Origin of the sequence: Arthrobacter sp. MYb213, from assembly GCF_002979915.1 — a bacterium.
Lineage (GTDB): Bacteria > Actinomycetota > Actinomycetes > Actinomycetales > Micrococcaceae > Glutamicibacter.
Map to the genome: position 1 here is coordinate 229,198 of NZ_PCQA01000005.1, position 19,940 is coordinate 249,137.

General features: G+C 55.4%; 21 protein-coding genes and 1 pseudogene. 13 read left to right on the forward strand and 9 right to left on the reverse strand.

Annotated elements, in window-relative coordinates; all coding sequences use genetic code 11:
* Nucleotides 1-84: 84 nt before the first annotated feature.
* The 7 genes from CQ011_RS13465 (at nucleotide 85) to CQ011_RS13495 (ending at nucleotide 8,758) form a co-directional block, all read left to right on the forward strand.
* Nucleotides 85-1,032: a TatD family hydrolase gene (locus CQ011_RS13465; RefSeq protein ID WP_181148124.1), complete on the forward strand. Its 948-nt coding sequence runs from the start codon at nucleotides 85-87 to the stop codon at nucleotides 1,030-1,032.
* Between the two features lie 272 nt (nucleotides 1,033-1,304).
* Nucleotides 1,305-2,495, forward strand: a complete 1,191-nt coding sequence (locus CQ011_RS13470; RefSeq protein WP_181148130.1) for a resuscitation-promoting factor — start codon at nucleotides 1,305-1,307, stop codon at nucleotides 2,493-2,495.
* Between the two features lie 101 nt (nucleotides 2,496-2,596).
* Nucleotides 2,597-3,478, forward strand: a complete 882-nt coding sequence (gene rsmA / locus CQ011_RS13475) for a 16S rRNA (adenine(1518)-N(6)/adenine(1519)-N(6))-dimethyltransferase RsmA (RefSeq protein WP_105678229.1) — start codon at nucleotides 2,597-2,599, stop codon at nucleotides 3,476-3,478.
* A gap of 2 nt (nucleotides 3,479-3,480) precedes the next feature.
* Nucleotides 3,481-4,413, forward strand: a complete 933-nt coding sequence (locus CQ011_RS13480; RefSeq protein ID WP_105678230.1) for a 4-(cytidine 5'-diphospho)-2-C-methyl-D-erythritol kinase — start codon at nucleotides 3,481-3,483, stop codon at nucleotides 4,411-4,413.
* 99 nt (nucleotides 4,414-4,512) lie between these two features.
* The gene (locus CQ011_RS13485) at nucleotides 4,513-5,883 is read left to right on the forward strand and encodes an NAD(P)/FAD-dependent oxidoreductase (RefSeq protein ID WP_105678231.1); all 1,371 of its coding nucleotides are present in this window, start codon (nucleotides 4,513-4,515) and stop codon (nucleotides 5,881-5,883) included.
* A 288-nt stretch (nucleotides 5,884-6,171) separates the two neighbouring features.
* The gene (locus tag CQ011_RS13490) at nucleotides 6,172-6,399 is read left to right on the forward strand and encodes a heavy-metal-associated domain-containing protein (protein WP_105678232.1); all 228 of its coding nucleotides are present in this window, start codon (nucleotides 6,172-6,174) and stop codon (nucleotides 6,397-6,399) included.
* A 67-nt stretch (nucleotides 6,400-6,466) separates the two neighbouring features.
* Complete coding sequence (locus CQ011_RS13495) at nucleotides 6,467-8,758, forward strand: heavy metal translocating P-type ATPase (protein ID WP_105678233.1); 2,292 nt, start codon at nucleotides 6,467-6,469, stop codon at nucleotides 8,756-8,758.
* A 114-nt stretch (nucleotides 8,759-8,872) separates the two neighbouring features.
* On the opposite strand, the gene CQ011_RS13500 is transcribed toward CQ011_RS13495, so the two are convergent.
* Complete coding sequence (locus CQ011_RS13500) at nucleotides 8,873-9,109, reverse strand: metal-sensitive transcriptional regulator (protein WP_219844216.1); 237 nt, start codon at nucleotides 9,107-9,109, stop codon at nucleotides 8,873-8,875.
* Between the two features lie 177 nt (nucleotides 9,110-9,286).
* Here CQ011_RS13500 and CQ011_RS18195 point away from each other — a divergent pair, with 177 nt between their 5' ends.
* Nucleotides 9,287-9,463, forward strand: a complete 177-nt coding sequence (locus tag CQ011_RS18195) for a DUF8730 family Cys-rich protein (RefSeq protein WP_502692887.1) — start codon at nucleotides 9,287-9,289, stop codon at nucleotides 9,461-9,463.
* A 109-nt stretch (nucleotides 9,464-9,572) separates the two neighbouring features.
* On the opposite strand, the gene CQ011_RS13505 is transcribed toward CQ011_RS18195, so the two are convergent.
* On the reverse strand, nucleotides 9,573-10,202 hold the full coding sequence (locus tag CQ011_RS13505) for a maleylpyruvate isomerase family mycothiol-dependent enzyme (protein ID WP_105678234.1): 630 nt from the start codon (nucleotides 10,200-10,202) through the stop codon (nucleotides 9,573-9,575).
* A 385-nt stretch (nucleotides 10,203-10,587) separates the two neighbouring features.
* On the opposite strand from CQ011_RS13505, the gene CQ011_RS13510 reads away from it, so the two are divergent.
* Entirely contained in the window at nucleotides 10,588-11,199 is a 612-nt protein-coding gene (locus CQ011_RS13510) for a GrpB family protein (RefSeq protein ID WP_105678235.1), read from the forward strand.
* Nucleotides 11,200-11,664: 465 nt separating this feature from the next.
* Here the strand turns inward: CQ011_RS13510 and lspA are convergent, their stop codons facing one another.
* The 4 genes from lspA to CQ011_RS13535 all read right to left on the reverse strand — a co-directional run bounded on the left by lspA (nucleotide 11,665) and on the right by CQ011_RS13535 (nucleotide 15,163).
* Nucleotides 11,665-12,174, reverse strand: a complete 510-nt coding sequence (lspA, locus tag CQ011_RS13520) for a signal peptidase II (protein WP_105678237.1) — start codon at nucleotides 12,172-12,174, stop codon at nucleotides 11,665-11,667.
* Nucleotides 12,171-14,117 carry a heavy metal translocating P-type ATPase gene (locus CQ011_RS13525; protein WP_105678238.1) on the reverse strand — a complete coding sequence of 649 codons (1,947 nt, stop codon included), beginning with the start codon at nucleotides 14,115-14,117 and terminating at the stop codon, nucleotides 12,171-12,173. Before CQ011_RS13525 ends, lspA begins: the two co-directional genes overlap by 4 nt.
* Complete coding sequence (locus CQ011_RS13530; protein ID WP_105678239.1) at nucleotides 14,114-14,500, reverse strand: ArsR/SmtB family transcription factor; 387 nt, start codon at nucleotides 14,498-14,500, stop codon at nucleotides 14,114-14,116. The genes CQ011_RS13525 and CQ011_RS13530 overlap by 4 nt, the downstream gene beginning before the upstream one ends.
* Nucleotides 14,501-14,761: 261 nt before the next feature.
* Entirely contained in the window at nucleotides 14,762-15,163 is a 402-nt protein-coding gene (locus CQ011_RS13535) for a hypothetical protein (protein WP_105678240.1), read from the reverse strand.
* Nucleotides 15,164-15,364: 201 nt separating this feature from the next.
* Between CQ011_RS13535 and CQ011_RS13540 the strand changes: the two genes are divergently transcribed.
* Complete coding sequence (locus CQ011_RS13540; RefSeq protein WP_105678241.1) at nucleotides 15,365-15,766, forward strand: hypothetical protein; 402 nt, start codon at nucleotides 15,365-15,367, stop codon at nucleotides 15,764-15,766.
* Nucleotides 15,767-15,931: 165 nt separating this feature from the next.
* On the forward strand, nucleotides 15,932-16,312 hold the full coding sequence (locus tag CQ011_RS13545) for a hypothetical protein (protein WP_146112622.1): 381 nt from the start codon (nucleotides 15,932-15,934) through the stop codon (nucleotides 16,310-16,312).
* Nucleotides 16,313-16,512: 200 nt separating this feature from the next.
* Here CQ011_RS13545 and CQ011_RS13550 read toward each other — a convergent pair.
* Both CQ011_RS13550 and CQ011_RS13555 read right to left on the reverse strand, forming a co-directional pair.
* Nucleotides 16,513-16,986: pseudogene (locus tag CQ011_RS13550) on the reverse strand (Y-family DNA polymerase); the annotation flags it as partial.
* Entirely contained in the window at nucleotides 16,968-17,399 is a 432-nt protein-coding gene (locus CQ011_RS13555; protein WP_105678243.1) for a LexA family protein, read from the reverse strand. The pseudogene CQ011_RS13550 and the gene CQ011_RS13555, both read right to left, overlap by 19 nt.
* Nucleotides 17,400-17,712: 313 nt before the next feature.
* On the opposite strand from CQ011_RS13555, the gene CQ011_RS13565 reads away from it, so the two are divergent.
* Both CQ011_RS13565 and CQ011_RS13570 read left to right on the forward strand, forming a co-directional pair.
* Nucleotides 17,713-18,279, forward strand: a complete 567-nt coding sequence (locus CQ011_RS13565; protein ID WP_105678245.1) for a hypothetical protein — start codon at nucleotides 17,713-17,715, stop codon at nucleotides 18,277-18,279.
* Nucleotides 18,280-18,625: 346 nt separating this feature from the next.
* Nucleotides 18,626-19,267 carry a GNAT family N-acetyltransferase gene (locus tag CQ011_RS13570; protein ID WP_181148125.1) on the forward strand — a complete coding sequence of 214 codons (642 nt, stop codon included), beginning with the start codon at nucleotides 18,626-18,628 and terminating at the stop codon, nucleotides 19,265-19,267.
* A gap of 50 nt (nucleotides 19,268-19,317) precedes the next feature.
* Here the strand turns inward: CQ011_RS13570 and CQ011_RS13575 are convergent, their stop codons facing one another.
* Nucleotides 19,318-19,815 carry a hypothetical protein gene (locus tag CQ011_RS13575; protein WP_096179053.1) on the reverse strand — a complete coding sequence of 166 codons (498 nt, stop codon included), beginning with the start codon at nucleotides 19,813-19,815 and terminating at the stop codon, nucleotides 19,318-19,320.
* Nucleotides 19,816-19,940 lie beyond the last annotated feature (125 nt).

Here is a 19,940-nt window from a genome sequence, read left to right on the forward strand (position 1 = left end):
TATCGATTCTTTACTGCTCAGGCCGTGATGGAAGAATTAGACCCAAGAACTGACAGCATTTTGAATAAAGGTATTGGTGAGCAGATGAGCGATTCAGATTTTTCGGCAATTCCGGAGGGCTATCGTCCACTCCCGGAAGATGACAGCACACTGTTGAATGACCGTACCCGCTCACCTAAGAACGAAAAAGGCGGTAACAAAAGGAACACCCGCTATCCGGAGGCGCCGGAGCCTTTGCCTTATCCGGTGATTGATAACCACACTCATTTGGACTTCCGGGACGGTTCGCTGAACGTCACGGTGCAACAAGCACTTGATGCTGCCGCTGCGGTCGGAGTCGAGGGGCTGATCCAAGTGGGATGCGATGTCCAGTCCTCACGCTTTGCGGTGCAAGCAGCAAAGGAATATTCGAATGTTTTGGCCGCTATCGCTATCCACCCCAATGATGCTGCGCGCCTGGCCGAGGCCGGCGAACTACAAAGCGCAATCGAACAAATCGAGGCTTTGGCATCTGAAGAGCGGGTCCGAGCCATTGGCGAGACGGGCCTAGACTATTTCCGTACCGGAGAAGAAGGTCACCAAGCTCAGGAAGATTCCTTCCGTGAGCACCTGCGGATCGCGGTGGAGCACGGTAAGGCCGTGCAAATTCACGACCGTGACGCACACAGCGATGTCGTGCGGGTACTCAAAGATGCGGTGTTACCGGAGCGCGTGGTCTTCCATTGTTTTTCCGGCGACGCAGAATTGGCGCGGATCTGCAATGACAACGGGTGGTACATGTCTTTCTCGGGAACCGTGACCTTCAAAAACTCAATTGACCTGCAAGAAGCCCTGCGCCTTGCGGACCCACAGCTACTGCTGGTGGAGACCGACGCACCATTTTTGACGCCTCACCCCTTTAGGGGAAGGCCTAATGCCAGTTACATGATTCCGTATACCACTCGTTTTATGGCTGAGACCCGAGCGACGGATCTTGCGCAGTTCTGTGAGCAGATTTCTCAGAATACCGGCGCAGTTTACGGAGCATTGTAGTACTGCCGGATGTGCTTTCGGCCATATAAAGGTTGCGCCAATTATTACAATTCGGTTACGGTTAACAGAATGCGTTGAGTTGCGAGCGCGCCTTCGGGCCGTTCGCACTGTAAAGAGTTGCCCTATCGGCGGACCACATCCTTTGGTCCGAAGGTCGCGCAAAGCCAACACCGAACTTTAGATTGGCGGAATTATCCGCCAGGTTGAGCAAGATGTACCGGGATCATCTCCTCGGCGTTCGACCTACAAACGATGGAGACCTCACTACCGTGATGCACTTGCTCAAAAAAAGCTGGGTCAAATATCTGGCCCAGGCCGTAGCTGTTGCTGTGGTTATCGCCGGAGCCGTATTTTATATTTCCGGCCAGAAGTCCGTGACCGTTGCCATCGATGGGCAGGATCAGAGCTTCACCACTCGCGCCGCTACCGTGCAGGCTGCTCTTGAACAAGAAGGTATCAGCGTAGACGCTCGCGACGAGTTGAATGTTGCTGCGGACTCGGAACTTTCCGATGAACAGCGCATCGAGATCAACCGAAATAAGTCGGTTCAGGTCAGTATCGACGGCACAGACCGCGTTGTACACACCACCGGGATGACCGTAGCCGATGTCATGGACGAGCTGAAGGTTGATGCGAAATCTGAGGTATCACTGGGTGAAGAAATTCAGCTTGTGAGCCTCAGCGAAGAAATCGAAATCATCACCCCTAAGGCCATCACGCTGGTTGCGGATAAGAAAAAGCAGAAGATTTCGACCACCGCGCAGACCGTCAAGGAACTACTTGACGAGCAGAAGGTCAAGCTAGATAAGGACGATGAGGTCAACGTTCAGATCGGTAAGGATACCGACAAGAACGCGAAGACCAGCACCAAGATCGAGGAAGATGCCAAGATCGAGGTCATTGAAGTTTCGGTGAAGACGTGGGATGAAACCCGAAAGATCGATTTTGAGACCGAGAAGGTCAAGGATTCGAAGCTTGAAAAGGGAAAGACCAAGGTCAAGACCGAAGGCGAGAAGGGCGAACGAGAGCTCACGCTTCGCCAAGAAACCCGAAACGGCAAAAAGGGCGAGGAAGAAGTCCTAAAGTCAAAGGTCACCAAGAAGCCGGTCGCCGAGATCATCAAGGTTGGTACCAAGAAGGAAGAATCGAAGTCGGATTCTAAGAACTCGGACTCAAAGAGCTCGGACTCTAAGTCAAAGGCGCCAACCGGCAATATCTCCTCCACCTGGGCAGCATTGGCCAAGTGTGAGTCGGGTGGTAACTGGTCAATCAATACCGGTAACGGTTACTACGGTGGCCTACAGTTCTCCGCTTCCTCATGGCGTGGAGCCGGTGGTACAAAGTACGCACCGTTGCCACACCAGGCAAGTGCCCAGGAACAGATTGCTACCGCAGAGAAGCTACGCGCTAACGGCGGATGGGGTCACTGGCCACACTGCTCGTCCAAGCTTGGACTGCGCTAAGCCCTGAAATAACTTTTTGACGCGACGCGTCCACCCTCACGGGGTGGGCGCGTCGCGTCGCGTTCGCGGTGCTCGCGGACTGAACTAGAATTGTAGCTGTGATGTCTAAGGAATCTTTGCCACTGCTTGGGGCTACCGAAATCCGTCGACTGGCCGAGGAACTTGGGATTCGTCCCACGAAAACCCTCGGGCAGAACTTTGTGATTGATGGAAACACGATCCGTAGGATCGTAGCCACCGCGAATGTCTCGCCAGACGAGACTGTCCTTGAGGTCGGTCCGGGCCTCGGTTCGTTGACCCTGGGCATCATGGACGCCGCCGCAAAGGTGGTGGCGGTCGAGATCGACCCGCCGCTTGCCAAGCGGTTGCCGCAGACCATGGCGGAGATGCGCCCGGGCCGTGAAGATGACCTGACGGTGATCCTCAACGACGCCATGAAGATCAGTGAACTTCCCGGAAATCCCACCGCGTTGGTCGCCAACTTGCCATATAACGTCGCGGTGCCTGTGGTGCTGCACCTGATGGAACATTTTGAATCCATCAAACATGGTCTGGTGATGGTCCAGGACGAGGTCGCAGACCGAATGTGTGCTGCTCCCGGAAATAAGACTTACGGTGTCCCCTCGGTGAAGGGTGCCTGGTATGGCACCATGCGCAAGGCTGGCGTCATTGGGATGAACGTCTTTTGGCCCGCGCCGAAGATTCATTCCGGACTGGTGGCTTTCACCCGCGATAAAGACCGCAGTGGAGCACCAGACCGCAAAGAAGTTTTTGCCATTATCGATGCGGCTTTTGCCCAACGTCGCAAGACTTTGCGTGCTGCGTTGTCTGGCTGGGCAGGCTCAGGTGCTCGCGCAGAACAGATTTTGCTGGCCGCGGGTATCGATCCGAAGGAACGTGGCGAGAAGCTGGATGTTGAAGGCTTCATCTCTATCGCTCGGGCAGCTCACACGGTGCCGGCCCTAGAACAGACCGAAAAATAATAATGGTCAAACATCGTGTCATCACTACCGCCCCAGGGAAGATCAACTGTTATTTCCGGGTGGGACCGCCTCGTGAAGATGGCTACCACGAGGTTGCTAGCCTCTATGTGGCGGTCTCCTTGCTGGAACAGATCGAAGCGACGCTGCGGGAAGACGGCGAATTGCAGCTGAGCCTTGAACCTGGTTCTCCCGTGGTTTCTGATCCTGATAACTTCCCGTTGGGTCCAAACAATCTAGTGTGGAAAGCTGCGCAGCTTCTTCGCGAGCATACCGGGTGCACCTTGGGTGCTAACCTGCACATCACCAAACGCGTTCCCATTGCCGGAGGTATGGGCGGTGGTTCCGCGGATGCGGCAGCCGCTTTGGTGGCTTGTAATGAGTTGTGGGGGACCGGGCTAGACCGCGAGGAGCTTGGGCGACTGGGCGCACGGCTAGGAGCCGACGTTCCCTTTGCCCTGATGGGTGGAGCCGCTATTGGGTTGGGCATCGGCGATCAGCTGGCCCCCTTGCTCACCCGAGCAAAAACTCAGTGGGTATTGATTCCCGCAAGCTTTGGGCTGTCTACCCCTCGGGTCTACTCGATGCTTGACCGATTGCGCGCGGGGCAAGAGGTTGAGGTCCCGCAAGAGATTGACCCGCAGGTGATCAAGGCACTGATGGCATCAGATGCCGAAGCGCTGTCGCAACTGCTGGTCAATGACCTGACTCAAGCTTCGTTGGCTTTGGCTCCCGAGTTAGGAACCGTGCGAGACCTCGCCGAAGGTGCGGGAGCGCTGCGCGCAATGGTCTCCGGTTCGGGTCCAACCCTCGCGTTACTGGTGCGCGATGCAGAGCATGCCCAGCAGGTGATGACCCAGCTTGGTGACGAGGTAGGCGTTGCTACGCTGATGGTCACTGCCCCTGCTCCTGGTGCTCGAGTGGAACTTTCCGAGTAATAGTCCAGAGCCTTGCCAGAGTTTCAGGCTGACCCTAGAGTGATTCCAGAACCATAAAGTGAGTGTGGTTCATTTATTCGTTGCGGACGAAAGAATCACATGATCAATGGCCAGGTTTCTCATTGGTGGGAGCAAATTGGGTTGCCCGCTGCACGCCCAACGCTGAACGAATCACTTGAAGTTGATGTAGCGATCGTGGGTGCTGGATTTACCGGTCTATGGTCCGCTTATTATTTGAAGCAAGCAGACCCCTCTCTGCGCATCGCAATCTTGGAACAACGGCACATTGGTTATGGCGCCTCGGGACGTAACGGTGGGTGGTTAACCAACACTATTACCGGTGGGCGCGAACAGTATCTAAAATCCCATGGTCGTCAGGCCGCTACAGACTTCCAGCTAGCCATGAATCACACCGTCGCTGAAGTGATTCGGATCTGCCGGGCTGAGCAAATCGAGGCAGATATCTTGCCTGGTGGTGAATTCGAAGTCGCCTACAACGCGGCACAATTTGCCAGACTGCGGGAGTTCGTTAAGGACGAAAATTCTTGGGAGCACACCGACGTACAACTGCTGACGCAAGATCATGCGACAGTGAGAATCGGTGTGGAAGGTGCTCTGGGTGCTGCCTGGCATCCACATGCCGCGCGGATTCAGCCGGCAAAACTCGTCAGTGGCCTAGCGCGCGTAGTCCAGTCCCTTGGTGTAGAAATCTATGAGAATACCCGTGTGACCGAAATTCGACCCCATCAACTGGATTTTGCGGGCGGTCAGGTGACCGCCGAATTTATTATCCGAGCGACGGAGGGCTTTACTGCCGGGATCAAGGGACACAAGCGGCTCTGGCTTCCGATGAATTCGTCGATGATCGCCACCGAGCCTTTAGAGGCAAGCTTTTGGGATGAAGTGAATTGGAGCCAAGGCGAAGTGCTCGGCGACTTCGCCCACGTTTACATGTACGCGCAACGCACGGCCGATGACCGAATTGCTATCGGCGGGCGCGGGGTCCCGTACAAGTATGGTTCCCGGACAGATCTTGATGGACAGACACCAGAAGCGAGTATCAAAGGGTTGCAAGAAATTTTGCATACCCTCTTCCCGCAAACACGGCTTACCAACATAGATCACGCCTGGTCCGGAGTGCTGGGGGTTCCACGTGATTGGGCGGCAACAGTTGGACTCGATTCGCCCAGTGGAATAGCTTGGGCAGGAGGGTATGTGGGTACCGGGGTGGCCACCACTAATCTTGCAGGACGTACCTTGCGAGACCTGGTGTTGGGGCGGAACTCTGACCTAGTTGCCCTACCGTGGGTAAACCATCAAGCAAGACTCTGGGAACCCGAGCCTTTGCGATGGATTGCCACTAAAGGGCTCTATGCCGCCTATGGGCTCGCGGACAGGCAAGAGACTAAAGGCAGTTCGCATACTTCGCCGATCGCTCATATCGCGGATCTGGTGACGGGTAAGCGCTAAAGCTTTGATCTGGCACTCTTATCGCGTCAGGGTGTTACGAACAGAACCGATTCCAGATCTTGGACTGGAGTCTTATTGTTGCGCGCATTTACCTAATCTTGTCTTTGTGGACGTGACCTGCTTATTTATTGGCTATTCCCGTATACCCTTAGGGGGTACTTGAAATATACCCTCTAGGGGTATATGCTCTTGGTGTAGGCAAGCTGGCGAGCATTCGTCTCCGGTTGTCTAGCTAATAACTCGTAAGACGAAGAAATTACGAGCAGAATACAACTTACGGAGGTAGCCATGAGCTCCAACATCACTTTGAAGATTGACGGTTTGACCTGTGGACACTGCGTCTCATCGGTCACTGAAGAGCTACAGGAAATAGCCGGAGTGGGTGCTGTCGAGGTTGACCTTGTTGTTGGTGGAACCTCTACTGCGACCGTTGCTACCGAGGCGCAGGTGGAAAATTCTGTATTCGAAGCAGCCATATCTGAAGCCGGGTATAACCTCGTCTCTGTCGACGCGTAAAGGGTAGCCCCACGGGGCGAAGGTCAGTGCGCTAATCCGCAGCCAGATGTAAGAAAGAAATGGATTCATGAGTAACGACACTGCATTCCCCACTAACCAGCGCATAGTCGAGTTAGATATTCAGGGAATGACCTGCGCCTCTTGTGTGGGTCGAGTCGAGCGCAAACTGGGCAAGATTGAAGGCGTTGAAGCGCTGGTCAACTTGCCGTTGGAATCGGCGCGCATCACCGTTCCGCAAGACGTGAGCGACGAAATATTGATCTCAACCGTGGAGTCGGCCGGCTATAAAGCCAGCCTCAAAGTTGACCAGTACGCGAAGCCATCGGCTCCAGTGCTGCATGACGGTGATCAGGGCATTCTTGAATCTCCGGCACAGCTCGAACCAATCCAAAAGAAAGCAGCGCCAGCGGTCGGTGCGGACCTGAAGAAACGGCTGATTGTAGCTGCCATCTTCACCGCACCACTCTTTGTCATATCCATGATTCCCGGCGCTCAATTCCCACACTGGGGTTGGGTAGCGCTGGTTCTGGCCACGCCCGTCACCTTCTGGTCGGCCTGGCCATTTCACCGATCAGCCGCGATAAATGCACGTCACTTCGCCTCCACTATGGATACCTTGGTATCTATCGGTGTGTTGGCCGCATACTTCTATTCGCTGTGGCAGTTGATTGCAGATCCTAATATCACTGCCCACACCGGTATGTCGATGAGTGAGCATGCCTTGTACTTCGAAACTGCTGGCGTCGTAGCGACTTTCCTCCTACTTGGACGGTGGTTGGAAGCACGCGCCAAAGCTCGCGCGGGTGACGCATTAAAGACACTGCTGGATCTGGGAGCCAAAGAAGCGACCCTGATCAGAGACGGCGTGGAAACGAAGGTTTCGGCCGATACCCTGGTGCCCGGAGATGAATTCATTGTGCGCCCGGGGGAGAAGATCGCCACCGACGGCTTCGTGGTCTCCGGACACTCGGCGGTAGATACCGCGCTAGTCACTGGTGAATCTGTTCCCGTAGAGGTTGGCCCGGATGACACGGTCACCGGAGCTACAATCAATACCTCAGGCGCCCTAATTATTCGCACTACCCGCGTGGGTAAAGACACCACATTGGCGCAAATGGGACGCTTGGTCTCCGAAGCGCAGACCGGCAAGGCTCCGATTGCCCGGCTGGCGGACAGGATCTCCTCGGTCTTTGTACCTATTGTGCTGGTTATCGCCCTCGGTACTTTTGTTACCTGGTTACTTGTTACCGGAGATATGGGTGCGGCTGTCGCGGCCTCCGTTGCGGTATTGGTTATCGCTTGCCCCTGTGCATTAGGTCTGGCAACACCTATTGGATTGTTGGTCGGTACAGGGCGAGGAGCCCAGCTAGGTATTCTGATTCGTGGCCCGCAAGTTCTAGAGGACACACGTAAGGTTGACACGGTTCTGTTGGATAAGACCGGAACCGTCACCGAGGGAAACCTTGCGGTCACCTCCACTACCGCGGCTGAAGGGTTTGCTGAAAGCACCGTTTTGGCACTCGCAGGTGCTGCCGAAGCCAAATCCGAGCACCCAATCGCCCAGGCAATTGTCGAGGCAGCAAGAGCAGAAGGCGACCTGCTAGCTTCAAGCGATTTCAGCTCGGCCGCTGGCGGAGGCGTTCGCGCAGTGGTCGATGGGCAGACGGTGGTAGCAGGGCGCGTCAGCTGGTTGAAAGAGAACGGAATTGAACTGACCGAGGGGCAACATGCGGACCTGACCGCTGCACAACAAGCCGGTGCTACCTCGATCATGGTTGGCGTTGATGGGGTCTTCGCGGGGTTGGTCAACTTGACCGACACGATCAAGGAATCTTCTGCGGCTGCTATCGCTAGGCTTAAGGATTTGGGACTGCGCCCGGTGCTACTGACCGGTGACAATAGGGCGGTGGCCGAACTCGTGGCGGCCAAGGTAGGTATTGCGCCCGAAGATGTCTTCGCAGATGTCTTCCCCGAGGGGAAAGCCGAAGCCGTGCGTAAGCTCCAAGCGCAAGGCAAGGTTGTGGCCATGGTGGGTGACGGTGTTAATGACGCACCTGCCCTGGCTCAGGCCGACCTGGGTATCGCGATGGGTTCCGGCACCGATGTGGCTATTGAGGCCGCGGATGTGACCATCATGGGCAACGATATAGATCAGGTAGCCCAGTCCATCGAACTGTCTCGCAAAACTTTGGGAACTATCAAGATGAACCTTTTCTGGGCATTCATCTACAACACCGCCGGAATCCCGGTGGCAGCCTTGGGGTTCTTGAATCCGATGATTGCAGGCGCTGCCATGGCCGCCAGTTCCGTATTGGTTGTAGCTAACTCGCTACGATTGCGTGGGTTCGGGCGTAAGTAATGATTGCCAGCATTGGCGAACTGTAGTGAAAAGTGCCGGTTTTCTCCTAGGGGAAGGCCGGCACTTTTTGCGTCTACTCACATGAGGCCAATTAGGAAACTCGGTGCTGCACGATTAAGCCAATGAGAGGAAGAGCTTTTCCATTTCGGCGCGGTCCACGGTGGGGTCATCTGACTCAAGGCATTTTTCTAAACCGGTGGCGATGATAGAAAAGCCCGCGCGGTCAATGGCTTTCGACGCTGCGGAGAGCTGGGTAACGACTGCACGGCAATCACTGCCTTCTTCGAGCATCCTGATCACAGCATTTAGTTGTCCCTGAGCTCTTTTGAGCCTGTTGATCGCAGGTTTCATGGTTTCGGCTTCTAGCTGCACGGAGCGCTCCTCTCATGGTGAAGTTTCTTCCATCCTATACCCCTGGGGGTTTATTTATTTATGCTAATATTATTTTTTATACCCCTGGGGGTATCGTGATGTGAGCTAATTCCGTAGTTTGCACACGCATGAATCATTGAGTTTAGGGAGCCGAAAATGTGCCGTGCCGTGAAATGTAGCAAGTGCCAGAAAACCACCTGGGCAGGATGTGGACAGCACGTTCAGCAAGTTATGGCTAACGTTCCACGCAACTCTCGCTGTGCTTGTGACCCGAACGCGGCTCAAGAAAATAAGTCGGGCAAGGGCTTTTTCGCGCGTCTTTTCGGCAGGTAGAGCCAGAATCACGGCGTGGATGATCCGTTCCGAACGTGGCCGGGCCAATAACTTTTACGGCGCAATTCTGAAGGGGGAAACGTAGCGGCTGATGGGTATAGGTAGTGAATTAGTCACAACGTGAAGCGAGTAGAGACACTCCGCTTCCAGACAGCTCGGAACAGTATGCCTTCCTTCCAGTCATCGCCATAATTAGTGCCAAAGTTCTGCCCCGTACGGGCGGGCCATGCCCAATGCTGATGCCGTTTTCGAGGCTCTCTAATTGCAAACCCTTGATTCTTTTCTTGGCGACAACAACTTGGTCGCTGCCTGCGTAGTATCGAAGTAAAGCATCAAGGGTTTCTTGCCGGTGGGCATGATGCAATCCGAGCGGTTGCCGAATATCGTTGCCGTGGACGATCATTTCTCCGAGTAAAGCCAATTTAGGAACCGGGGGAGATGTCCTACTGCCGATGGTTGCACAAAAACGTTTCAACGTATCGTCCGGGGTAGAACCGAGCTGTTCGTTGAGTCGGTCCGCCACTTGTTGATCAAAGTCAAAGCGCGCTCGCAGGACACCGAGAAACCAAGCTGTCCCTGACAAGGTGCCGCTGGCGGTCAGGTGTGCCAATACCTCCCGAACTGTCAGCTCTGTACATAACGACTGGGTTTGCCACTGCGCCGCATCAATAGATGCCAATTGGTGAGCCAAGACGGTGCGCTCGGTATCGATTTCCTGCCAGATGCTACGTGGATCCATAGAGTCATGTTCGCACGGAAAAATGAAATTGGTAGAGCAAAATCGAAGGAAGATACGTTTTGGTTCTTCTCCGTGGGATCAATATAGACGAGCAGGACCGGAACGATACTGGGCCTTGGCAATTGGTATGAGGAGCCACCATTTTAATCCCGTGCCACCTTTGTTCATTATCGCGCCCATGGATGCGACAAAACCGTCGGCAGTTGCGCTGAAGAAAATATCTGAATGCCCGAGTGAAGAACCTGTCTGTTGGTAGGAATCGACTGCCCGCCTTCCATTTCGGAAAGAAACATGTCGATGACGGCTAGTGCTGTGTTGAAAATTTGAACATGGATCCGTGTCAGTCTGAATGCCAAGAGCTAAAGAACAGTTGATAATAGTTGTCATGCCACAACTTGCCGAAATTACCTCATTCTACGAACCTGTACCGCCCGCAGGGCAATCTCCTTACCTTCCTGGCGCAGGGCCATTACCAGACGTTGAGATTGATGAGTGGAACGAAGAGTGGGCAGGACAATTCCAGTTTCTTGCGACGCAAATCAGAAACGTCTTGGGATGGCGAGCTCTGGCGATTGAGCATGTCGGTTCGACGTCTGTGCAGGAACTCCCGGCGAAACCAATCATCGATATAGATTTGGTGGTTGCTGATCCAAATGAAGAACAGCTCTATGTGCCGGGGCTCGAAAATGCCGGCTTTCAACTAGTTGTCCGCGAACCGTGGTGGTATGGACATCGTGTACTGCGCCACTCGAACCCGGCATGCAACTTACATGTGTTCGGGTATGACAGTCCAGAATTAATCAAACATCGTATTTTCCGTGATTGGTTGCGTGCGCACCCAAACGAGCGACGTGTGTACGCAGAAGTGAAACGCGTAGCAGCAACGCAGGCTACGGCGGCTGGCGAACACACCATGCAATACAACGCCCGCAAGGAAAGCGTCATCAAAGAAATTTATCACCGAGCTTTTACGGCTATGGGCCTTGTCAAAAATTAAGCCGTGTACCTTCCCAAGCTAGCAGCGAGATTTTTCTCAGCCGTATTAGGAGTCCATTTTCTGGATTCTTCAGTCTGAACGCTAGTCTTCTCAGAGTCGGGCTTAGCCTTGTCGTCATAGACTCCAAATTGATTCTTATGGCTATCGGCAAGGACTAATTCAAAGTTGGAATGTTCTTCCAGCACTCCAAGGAATTTGAAAGTTCTCCTTGTCGCAGAGCCGCCGAAACTTGGGCCTGTATCTTGTCGCTGAGAGTGGCAAATTGGCCGGAATTTAAGTGCCCCGTATAAGGCCCCTTCACCGGGCATTTTCTCGGGCGGGGTATACGGGAATCTGAAATCTTTGAAAACTCGGAGTTTCGAAAATTTACCAAGTCAACGGATCGAGTGTCCCGTATAACGACCGTCTTACGGGACGTCGGCGGTTCAGTTTCGCCAGCATGTCAGCGCGCATGCGTAAAGGTGGTCAGTCGCCGTCCTTGGAAGGGGCGGCACGAAGCGCTCCGAGCGCATACAGAACAACTCCTGCTGTGACAAGCACATCTGCCAGGTTGAAGGTGGCGAACCACCCGGTGTGCAGGTAGTCCACCACGCCGCGCCCGTCCAACCGGTCAATGAAATTGCCGATCGCCCCGCCGAGCAGCAACGTTACGCCCGCCCGGGACATTTTGCCCATGGCTGGTGCCGAGGAAACCGCATACCAGGTCAGTCCGGCGATGATCAGCCCGGTGACCGCCACGATGACCCAGGCGGGAAGGTCCGCGCCAAAGCTGAACGCGACGCCTGGGTTATAGAGCAACCGGAGGTTGATTAGCCCCAGCTCGATTACATGGCCGTTGGAAAGCAAGCTTTCGGCCAATGCCTTGAGGGCTAGATCCACGCAGACCAGCACAACGGCTCCAAGCAGCATCGCTGCCCGGACAATACACGCGGTTCGAACCTGCGCCGAGGAACGAGCCACAAGTTGGCCGTTCATGGCGAGGGTTCCAGGATCGAGGCTGGCTGCGCGGTCTGTAGCTCGGTTTTGCGGCGGAGCCGACCAGCCCGGACACCGTTGGCGATCACAACGATTTCCGCCAGTTCGTGGATGAGCACCACCGCGGCCAGCCCGAGCACCCCGAAGAGGGCCAGCGGGATCAGCACGGCAATCAGCAGCAGGGACAGGCCCACGTTTTGCAGCATGATGCGCCGGGTGTTCCGGGCATGGTCAAGGACCTGGGGCAGGTGGTGCAGGTCCTCGCCCATCAGGGCAATGTCTGCGGTTTCGATGGCCACGTCGGTGCCCATGGCCCCCATGGCGATGCCCGTGTCGGCGGTGGCCAAGGCGGGAGCGTCGTTGACTCCGTCCCCGACCATCGCGGTGGGCTGCCGGGTTTGGAGGGTGCGGATGATCTCCGCCTTGTCCTCGGGGCGCAGGTCGGCGTGGACTTCGCTGATGCCCGCGGCCTTGGCCAGGGCCGTTGCGGTGATGATGTTGTCGCCGGTGAGCATGGCGGTGGTGTATCCGGATGCCGTGAGCCTGGCAATGATCTCGCGGGCTTCGGGGCGCAGCTCGTCGCGGACGCCGATGGCGCCGATGACTTTGCCATCGTCCTCGATGAGCACGGCCGTGGCTCCGGCATGCTGCATCCGCTCGATGTCCGGGGCCAGGGCCCCGGCATCGATCCATCCCGGGCGTCCGAGCCGGACAAGCCTGCCATCGAGCCGCCCCTCCAGGCCCGCCCCGGGAACCGTGTCCACGTCGGTGACCGATGCGCGCTCGGTGGTGGATGCGAGGATGGCGCGGGCCAGCGGGTGTTCGCTGCGGGCTTCCAGGCCCGCCGCAAGGGCAAGCACCCGTTCCCGGGTGGCGGGTGCGGTGCCCACGACCTCGATCACCGAAGGCTTGTTACGGGTCAGGGTTCCGGTCTTGTCCAGGGCGATGGTGCGGATCTTGCCTAGGGTTTCCAGTGCCCCGCCGCCCTTGATGAGTACCCCGATCCGGCTGGCGGCCCCGACGGAGGCAACGACGGTCACGGGCACGGAGATGGCCAGCGCGCAGGGCGAGGCGGCCACCAAGACGACCAGTGCGCGTTCGAACCACAGGGCCGGTTCCCCGACGATGAATCCGAAGACGATGATCAGGGCCGCGGCGATCAGGATGCCCGGGACCAGTTTCTTCGCGATGGAGTCGGCCAGTCGCTGGCCCGGGCCCTTGCGGGATTGCTCGGCCTCGACGATGTGCACGATCCTGGCCAGCGAGTTGTTATCAGCGGTGCTGGTGACTTCAACTTCCAGCGGGCCGGTGCCGTTGATGGAACCGGCGTAGACCTCGGAGCCGGGACCGACCTCGACGGGAACGGATTCGCCGGTGAGCGCTGAAGTATCCAGCGAGGTGCGTCCGGTGACGATCCGCCCGTCGGTGGCCAGACGTTCCCCCGGCCGGACGACCATGCGATCCCCGGGGACCAAGACGGAGGGGGGCACGGTGGTTTCGATGCCGTTGCGCAGGATTCGTGCCTCGGCCGGAACCAGGTCAAGCAGTGCCCGGAGGCCCCGCCGGGTTTTCGCCAGCGAGTATTCCTCAAGTCCCTCCGAAATTGCGTACAGGAAGGCCAGCATCGCGGCTTCCTCGAACTGGCCCAAGACCACAGCGCCAACGGCGGCGATTGTCATCAGCGTCCCGACGCCGATTTTTCCCTTGAGCAGGCGTCGGAGAGTGGAGGGAACAAACGTCCAGGCAGCAACCAGCAGTGCACCGATTTCCAGCGGAAGCGTCACGAACCGGGGGCCTCCGGCCAGCGAGGTGATCCATCCCGCCAGCAGCAGCACACCGGCCACGGCGGCCGCCCGAACCTCGGTTACCTGCCAGAACCCCAGAGCCTCTTCGGCTTCACCGGTTTCTGCTGTCTCATCGCTGCATCCACAGGCGTCACTCATCGGGCGTTCTCCTCTTCAATCATTGGGGCGGTGATGCTGTCGGGGCCGTAGTTCGGGCAGAGGCTGACAGCGTTGCCGGTGGCGGCAAGCAAGATCTCGGCCTGGGCGAGCATGTCCATCAGCTCCGGGCGGGACAGTGAGTAGTGCACGCTGCGGCCCTCGGAGCGTCCCTCGACCAGGCCGCAGTCGCGCAGGCAGGCCACGTGCATCGAGGCCGTGGACTGGGCGAGGCCAAGTTCGCGGGTGAGGTCACTAACGCGCACCTCACCGTGGGCCATGCGCTTGACGATCTTCAATCGAATCGGGTCGCTAAGAGAATGGAACAAGGCGGCAGCGGGGTCCAGCCGACACGCGTCCACCGGAGCATCTTGATTGATCAGCATTTACTGATGATATCTTAATTTACTGATCATTGATTCAAGTGCAGGCCTCAGGGATGTCCCTACGGTGTTCGCCTCGAAAGTTCATGAACCCTTTTGTGCAGCCGCCCCCTTGATGTCGGATCTTGAAAATGACAGTCCCAGTCAAGGTTCCTCCTACGGGCATGCCCTAGTCGATCTATATTGGTATGCCTCAGTCCAGCGGATGGATGGATTTACGCGTTTTTATCGTGTGACTCAATGTTTTCTCGAGACGAGCCCGCGCTACTTAAGCCGTTCGTAGGTGGCTTGAATTTTGTTGTACTCATTGATCGCAGTGATTTTCTGCATGTCCTCACCCGTGCCGTGAAGAATGCTTGAAGCAATCATGCCTAATGCAACTTTGTCGTAGGCTCCACCTTTAGTTCGCACGACTAGCTCGCCTTCAGCCGGGGACTCCCATGAATCGACGTAGAACGTCGGACCACTGAGTGCACTGATATTCCTGGCTCCATTCGCTCCGAGCCACTCATTGATTTTTGTATCCGCCCATTCTTGGCCGCCGTCAGTGCCATGTTCAAGTTCCTCTGCTGGGACAACTGATGGGCCGGGCGCGACTTCGTAAGCAGTACATCCAGAGAGCGCGAGAGCCATAATCAGGGTGGCACTCGTGACATTTTTCTTCATGGGTTCCTTCGATCTGACAACGAAGAAGAGTTAATCGATAGCTCTGGCATGAATCCAGCTTTGTCTTCTCTGCTGCAATAGTAGCGAGAAACCGGTTGGACTCCCGCTCGCGGAGGAAAAATATGCATGTTTCAGAGCGACGATTTTCTCTGCGAAATCAGTTAGAAAACCAGACTCTGAAGAACCGCTTAGAATTACGCCATGAGTTCAAAGAGATTCACGGCAATTAAACTCGGCGTTGGATTCCTAGTTGTAACCTTCATTGTTGCCGGATTGCTAATTGCTTTCAGTAAATTAGCTACGGGCGACCCATTCAATGTTCCCAAGTATCTTTATGACCATGTCCGATATGCGACGTGGACCGATGCCGAGAAGGAGCAGGTGTTAATCGGTAGGGTAGAAAAAATCCCAGAGGTATTAAAAACTGAATTTACGACAGAGCCTGATGGGGCCGCTCCGAGGGATCGTTTCCTCAACGTAACGACGAGTGTCACTAACCGAGATATTGAGAACAGCCTCATGGACGCATGTGGACGGAACGGACTGTGGTGGAATGACTACAATGTCACTTGCCGTGTTGTTAGCATCGAATCTGAACGTTAGCTTTACGAGTGCCGTATAGCGTTGTTTCTACGGGCATGCTCTGAGTGGTTTCTATTGAGAAGCCATGGTCCAGTGGGTAGATGGCTTGCTGCGCCCTTATCGTACGATTTTGCCGTTGTACTGAGGAGCGGGCAGAACTTCAGTGAAACAATCTATGCTGTAAAAATGAAAAATTATGGCAGAACGATAAAAACTATCTTGGTGATAGTTGCAACGTCTGCGTTCCTTGCGCTCGGTGCCGGCTTCTCAATCCATCTTGGGCTGAATCACTTCATCGATTCGTGGGCGGAAGCCAGAGACGTTAGTCGTACGGCGGAACCGGGGAAAGAGAAGGCTGCCTATATTGCTTCTGAGATAGAGGAAATTGATGCAGTGGAATCCGCGGTTGTACTGGAGTCTAATTTTAATGGGGCACGGATCGAGGTGCGGGTCGGTGCATTCTCACCTGGGCGGCCGGTGCATGAACAGATCCAGGAAGCTTGTAGAGAAGCCATGCGTCAGGGCTTTAATTTTGAGCCTTACGAGATCGTCTGTGAAATCAGGTAATCGCATAGAGATGTGCTTTCCGGTTTGCACCCTGGCGTTGTCACGAACTGACGAATCAATAGGTTTAGAGATCGCGACTTACTTCGATGTCCCGTAAAACGTTCCCTTCCGGTCACGGAAGGACTGTGCCGACGAGTCCTGAAAACGACATTCATATTCCACGACGGAACCCGAATGGATCGGGTCCAATAGGCCACTAACGAATACTCGGCTGTACCGGTAGATTTCGCGATGCCCACACAGACCGGCAACCCGGTCAGCCGGAACACCTCGGCCTTGATCTGCTCACCCAGGGCTTGCAGCTCATCGACGGTGCCAGTCACGCCCAGGAAAGCCTCATCAATGGAATAGGCCTCAACCCAGGCGGAGAAACGGCCCAGCAGTTTCATGACCCGCCCCGACATTTCGCCGTACAGCTCATAATTAGAGGACTTTGCAACCAGATTAATTCGGTCAGCGTCGGCAGCGAGCTTGAACCACGGTGCGCCCATTTCAATGCCCAGTGCTTTGGCCTCGGAGCTGCGGGCGACCGCGCAACCGTCGTTATTGGACAGTACGATCACCGGTCGGCCTTCCAGTGTCGGATCAAACGCACGCTCGCACGAGACATAGAAGCTGTTCACGTCAACATGGGCAATATAGGTCTGACGTGGCTCTAGAGGTGGTGTAGGCATGTGGTGGCCACACCCCAAACCCGGAAATCGCTAAGCTCTGCCACGCGTAAATCCGGGTAGTCCGGGTTCTCGGCTTTCAGCACCACTCCTTGGGGTGTGGTGGTCAGTCGTTTGACGGTCATTTCCCCGTCGATCACCGCGATGACCACATGCCCATCTCTAGGCTGCACCGACCGATCCACGATCAGTTCATCCCCATCGCTGATCCCCGCACCCTGCATTGAGTCACCTGAGACGCGGACAATGAACGTGGAGACCTGGTCGCGGATCAGCATCTCTGACAAATCAATTTTCGTATCACTGTAGTCCTGGGCAGGGGACGGGTACCCTGCCGGTACCCGTCCCACCGCTGCCGCGATCAGGTGCGGGGCAGACCCTGACAGCTCGCAAACCTGTATTCTATCAACTTTCATTACAACACCAATCCTTAGAATATATATTCTAACTCTTGAGTGTAAGGAGGCATGCCGACAGTTGAGGGATAGGTGGTGAGTTTGCTTAGCTCGAATTCGGTCCGCTTTAGGGGCGTTGAATAATCCACGTGTGATAGCGGTGGTATCTGACTGGTAACAAATTCTTTTCTCCCAGCCTCCTTATTGGCAAATAGAATCGTTATCATTTCGATATGAAATACAATGCATATCCCTATGGAAGAAGAAAATTCCCAAGTTAGAGTAAGGATGACTAGAAAATCCACACTGGTCAACATCTCAGTTTTAAGGAATTATGAAAAATTATCTTTCCAGGGCTGCCGCCATCATCGGCGCGTCATTGCTCGCAGGTTCTATCCTTACCACCCCAGCAATGGCCGCATCCACGCCAGATGTGGCTACCCCTTCAACGGCTGCATATGCGGCTAGTCCTATCGAGCTTTCCGGTTTCTTCGTAGAGCAAGAGGAACCGAAGTTCGAGGAAATAACGAAGAACCTCAGCGAAGAAGAGGTGACGCTATTGGAGTCAGGCGAACCAGCTGTCGTTCATCAGGACGTGGGAACAGCAGAAATCACCAAGGTTGAGAAGGTAAACAACGTTCAGCCTTACGCGCTGCTTCCTGCCAGCAGTTGCACCAGTTCCGTCAATGCATGCCTCTACGGTGGAGGCACGCCGTATGTTGATTATGGTTTTGTTGGCGTCGGAACGCAGACCGGTAGTTGGAATCACCGCGTAAGCTATGGCTCGCAGAATCGCTCAATGCGGGCTTGCGGCAGTAGTGTTTGCTACAGCAAGGTCGGTCCAAAGGTAAAAGTGAAGCTGAGCGGACCCACGACGCTGAAGTCAGTTACTGTGTATTAAATTTCATGATTAGGAAGGCCGTTACTGTAACGGCCTTCCTAACTTTTTAACTTTTGGACACAGATAGATTATTTGAAGTACTGCTCGATGTTAGCTTTCTGTGCTGCGCTTGCATGCATGGTTGATGGCGCTGTGGCAATCTCAATCTTCGGCCGCGGATGAAAGCCATGAGTATTTGGATAAAGCCTTTGAAAAATGTGAGTTCAGTTTTCCGGTGTGACTAACAAGCGATAGTTTTCGATGTCACGCAAGCGGAACCCTCTGCAGGACAGTGGCGGCAATTGGCATGCGGCTTTTCGCATGCCAAAACGTGAACCGGTGGAAGCAGCCGTGCCATACTGGCGAGATGCTGAACGATTACTGGCCTCTCGCCCAATTGAAGCTTGCAACAAAGCGCTTGGAACTCCGCGTTCCGAACGATGATGAATTATACGAACTGGCTCAGGTCGCGGCCAACGGCGTGCACGAGCCTGACGAGCAGCCCTTTTTGACCCCTTGGACGAATCTTCCACCCCGTGAGCGGGCACTTCACGTGATGCAGCAACATTGGAGCCGACGGGGCGCGTGGTCTAGGGAGAATTGGGCATTGGAAATGGGTGTATTCCGTGGAGACCAGCCCGTAGGCATGGTCACGCTGAAGGCATGTAATTTTCCTGTCCTGCGCGAAGTTAAAACCGAATCGTGGCTTGGCCTTAAATTTCATCGGCAGGGCATTGGCACAGAGGCCCGGACAGCCTTGCTGAATCTTGCTTTTGAAGGACTGGGAGCTGTCACCGCACTAACCGAGGTGTTCCAAGACAACGTTGGCTCGCAAGGCGTCTCGCGTAGGCTCGGGTATCTTCACGATGGCATCTCACGGGACGTTCTTGCCGGGCGAGCCGTAGTCTCCGACCGCCTTCGCCTCAACGCTCCAGATTGGGTACCGACCGATCCCGTGGATCTAGTCGTCACCGGTCTGGCAAAAGCCCGTCCATTCTTCAACATTTAGATAGCAATTCGGTACGACGCCGCCCGTAGGCGGAACCTTTACCGGGCTTCCTACTTGCGGGTCATCCGTGCGGAGAACGGTGCCCGAAGGATCTTCGTCCACAGTGACCGACGGTGTGCAGCACCTGGAGAAGAGCCGAATTCGTTTTCTGCGCGATCCAGGCTTTCTTCGATAAGCGCGTCATGCATGGGCCGGAAGAATAGTGGCCAGGTAAGTTTTGCCGTTCCACTTGGCGACATGGAAAGCTCGTGCCGGAGCAGCGTTAATGTGTCTGTAAGGCTGGTGGCAGTGAAAGAGTGGTGCCCGTTAAAGCCCGATGGACTAGTGAACTGAAATTCGATCCGTCTGCCGGGCTCGTATGCAGTCACGAAATAGCGCACTGGCCCATGTCCTCCCGCTGCGCCCACACCAAGCGGTCCGTTCAGGCGCATTGCTGGCCACTCGCTTCGGGGCCATAGTCGATCGTTCTTACCCGCAAGCGAGTCGATGAGCGGCCCTACTTCGCTAGCGGGGGCTGCAATTTCGCGCTGATGAGTGTTGTAGACCATGTGGCAAGCGTATCTTTGATCGTCACCCAGGCAGGCTCAATTCAACCTCGGTGATTGGTGTCCCGCAAGCCGGTCGCCATACGGGACGGCTCTAAACGCTCTTCCGGACATACACCTTGCGGGAC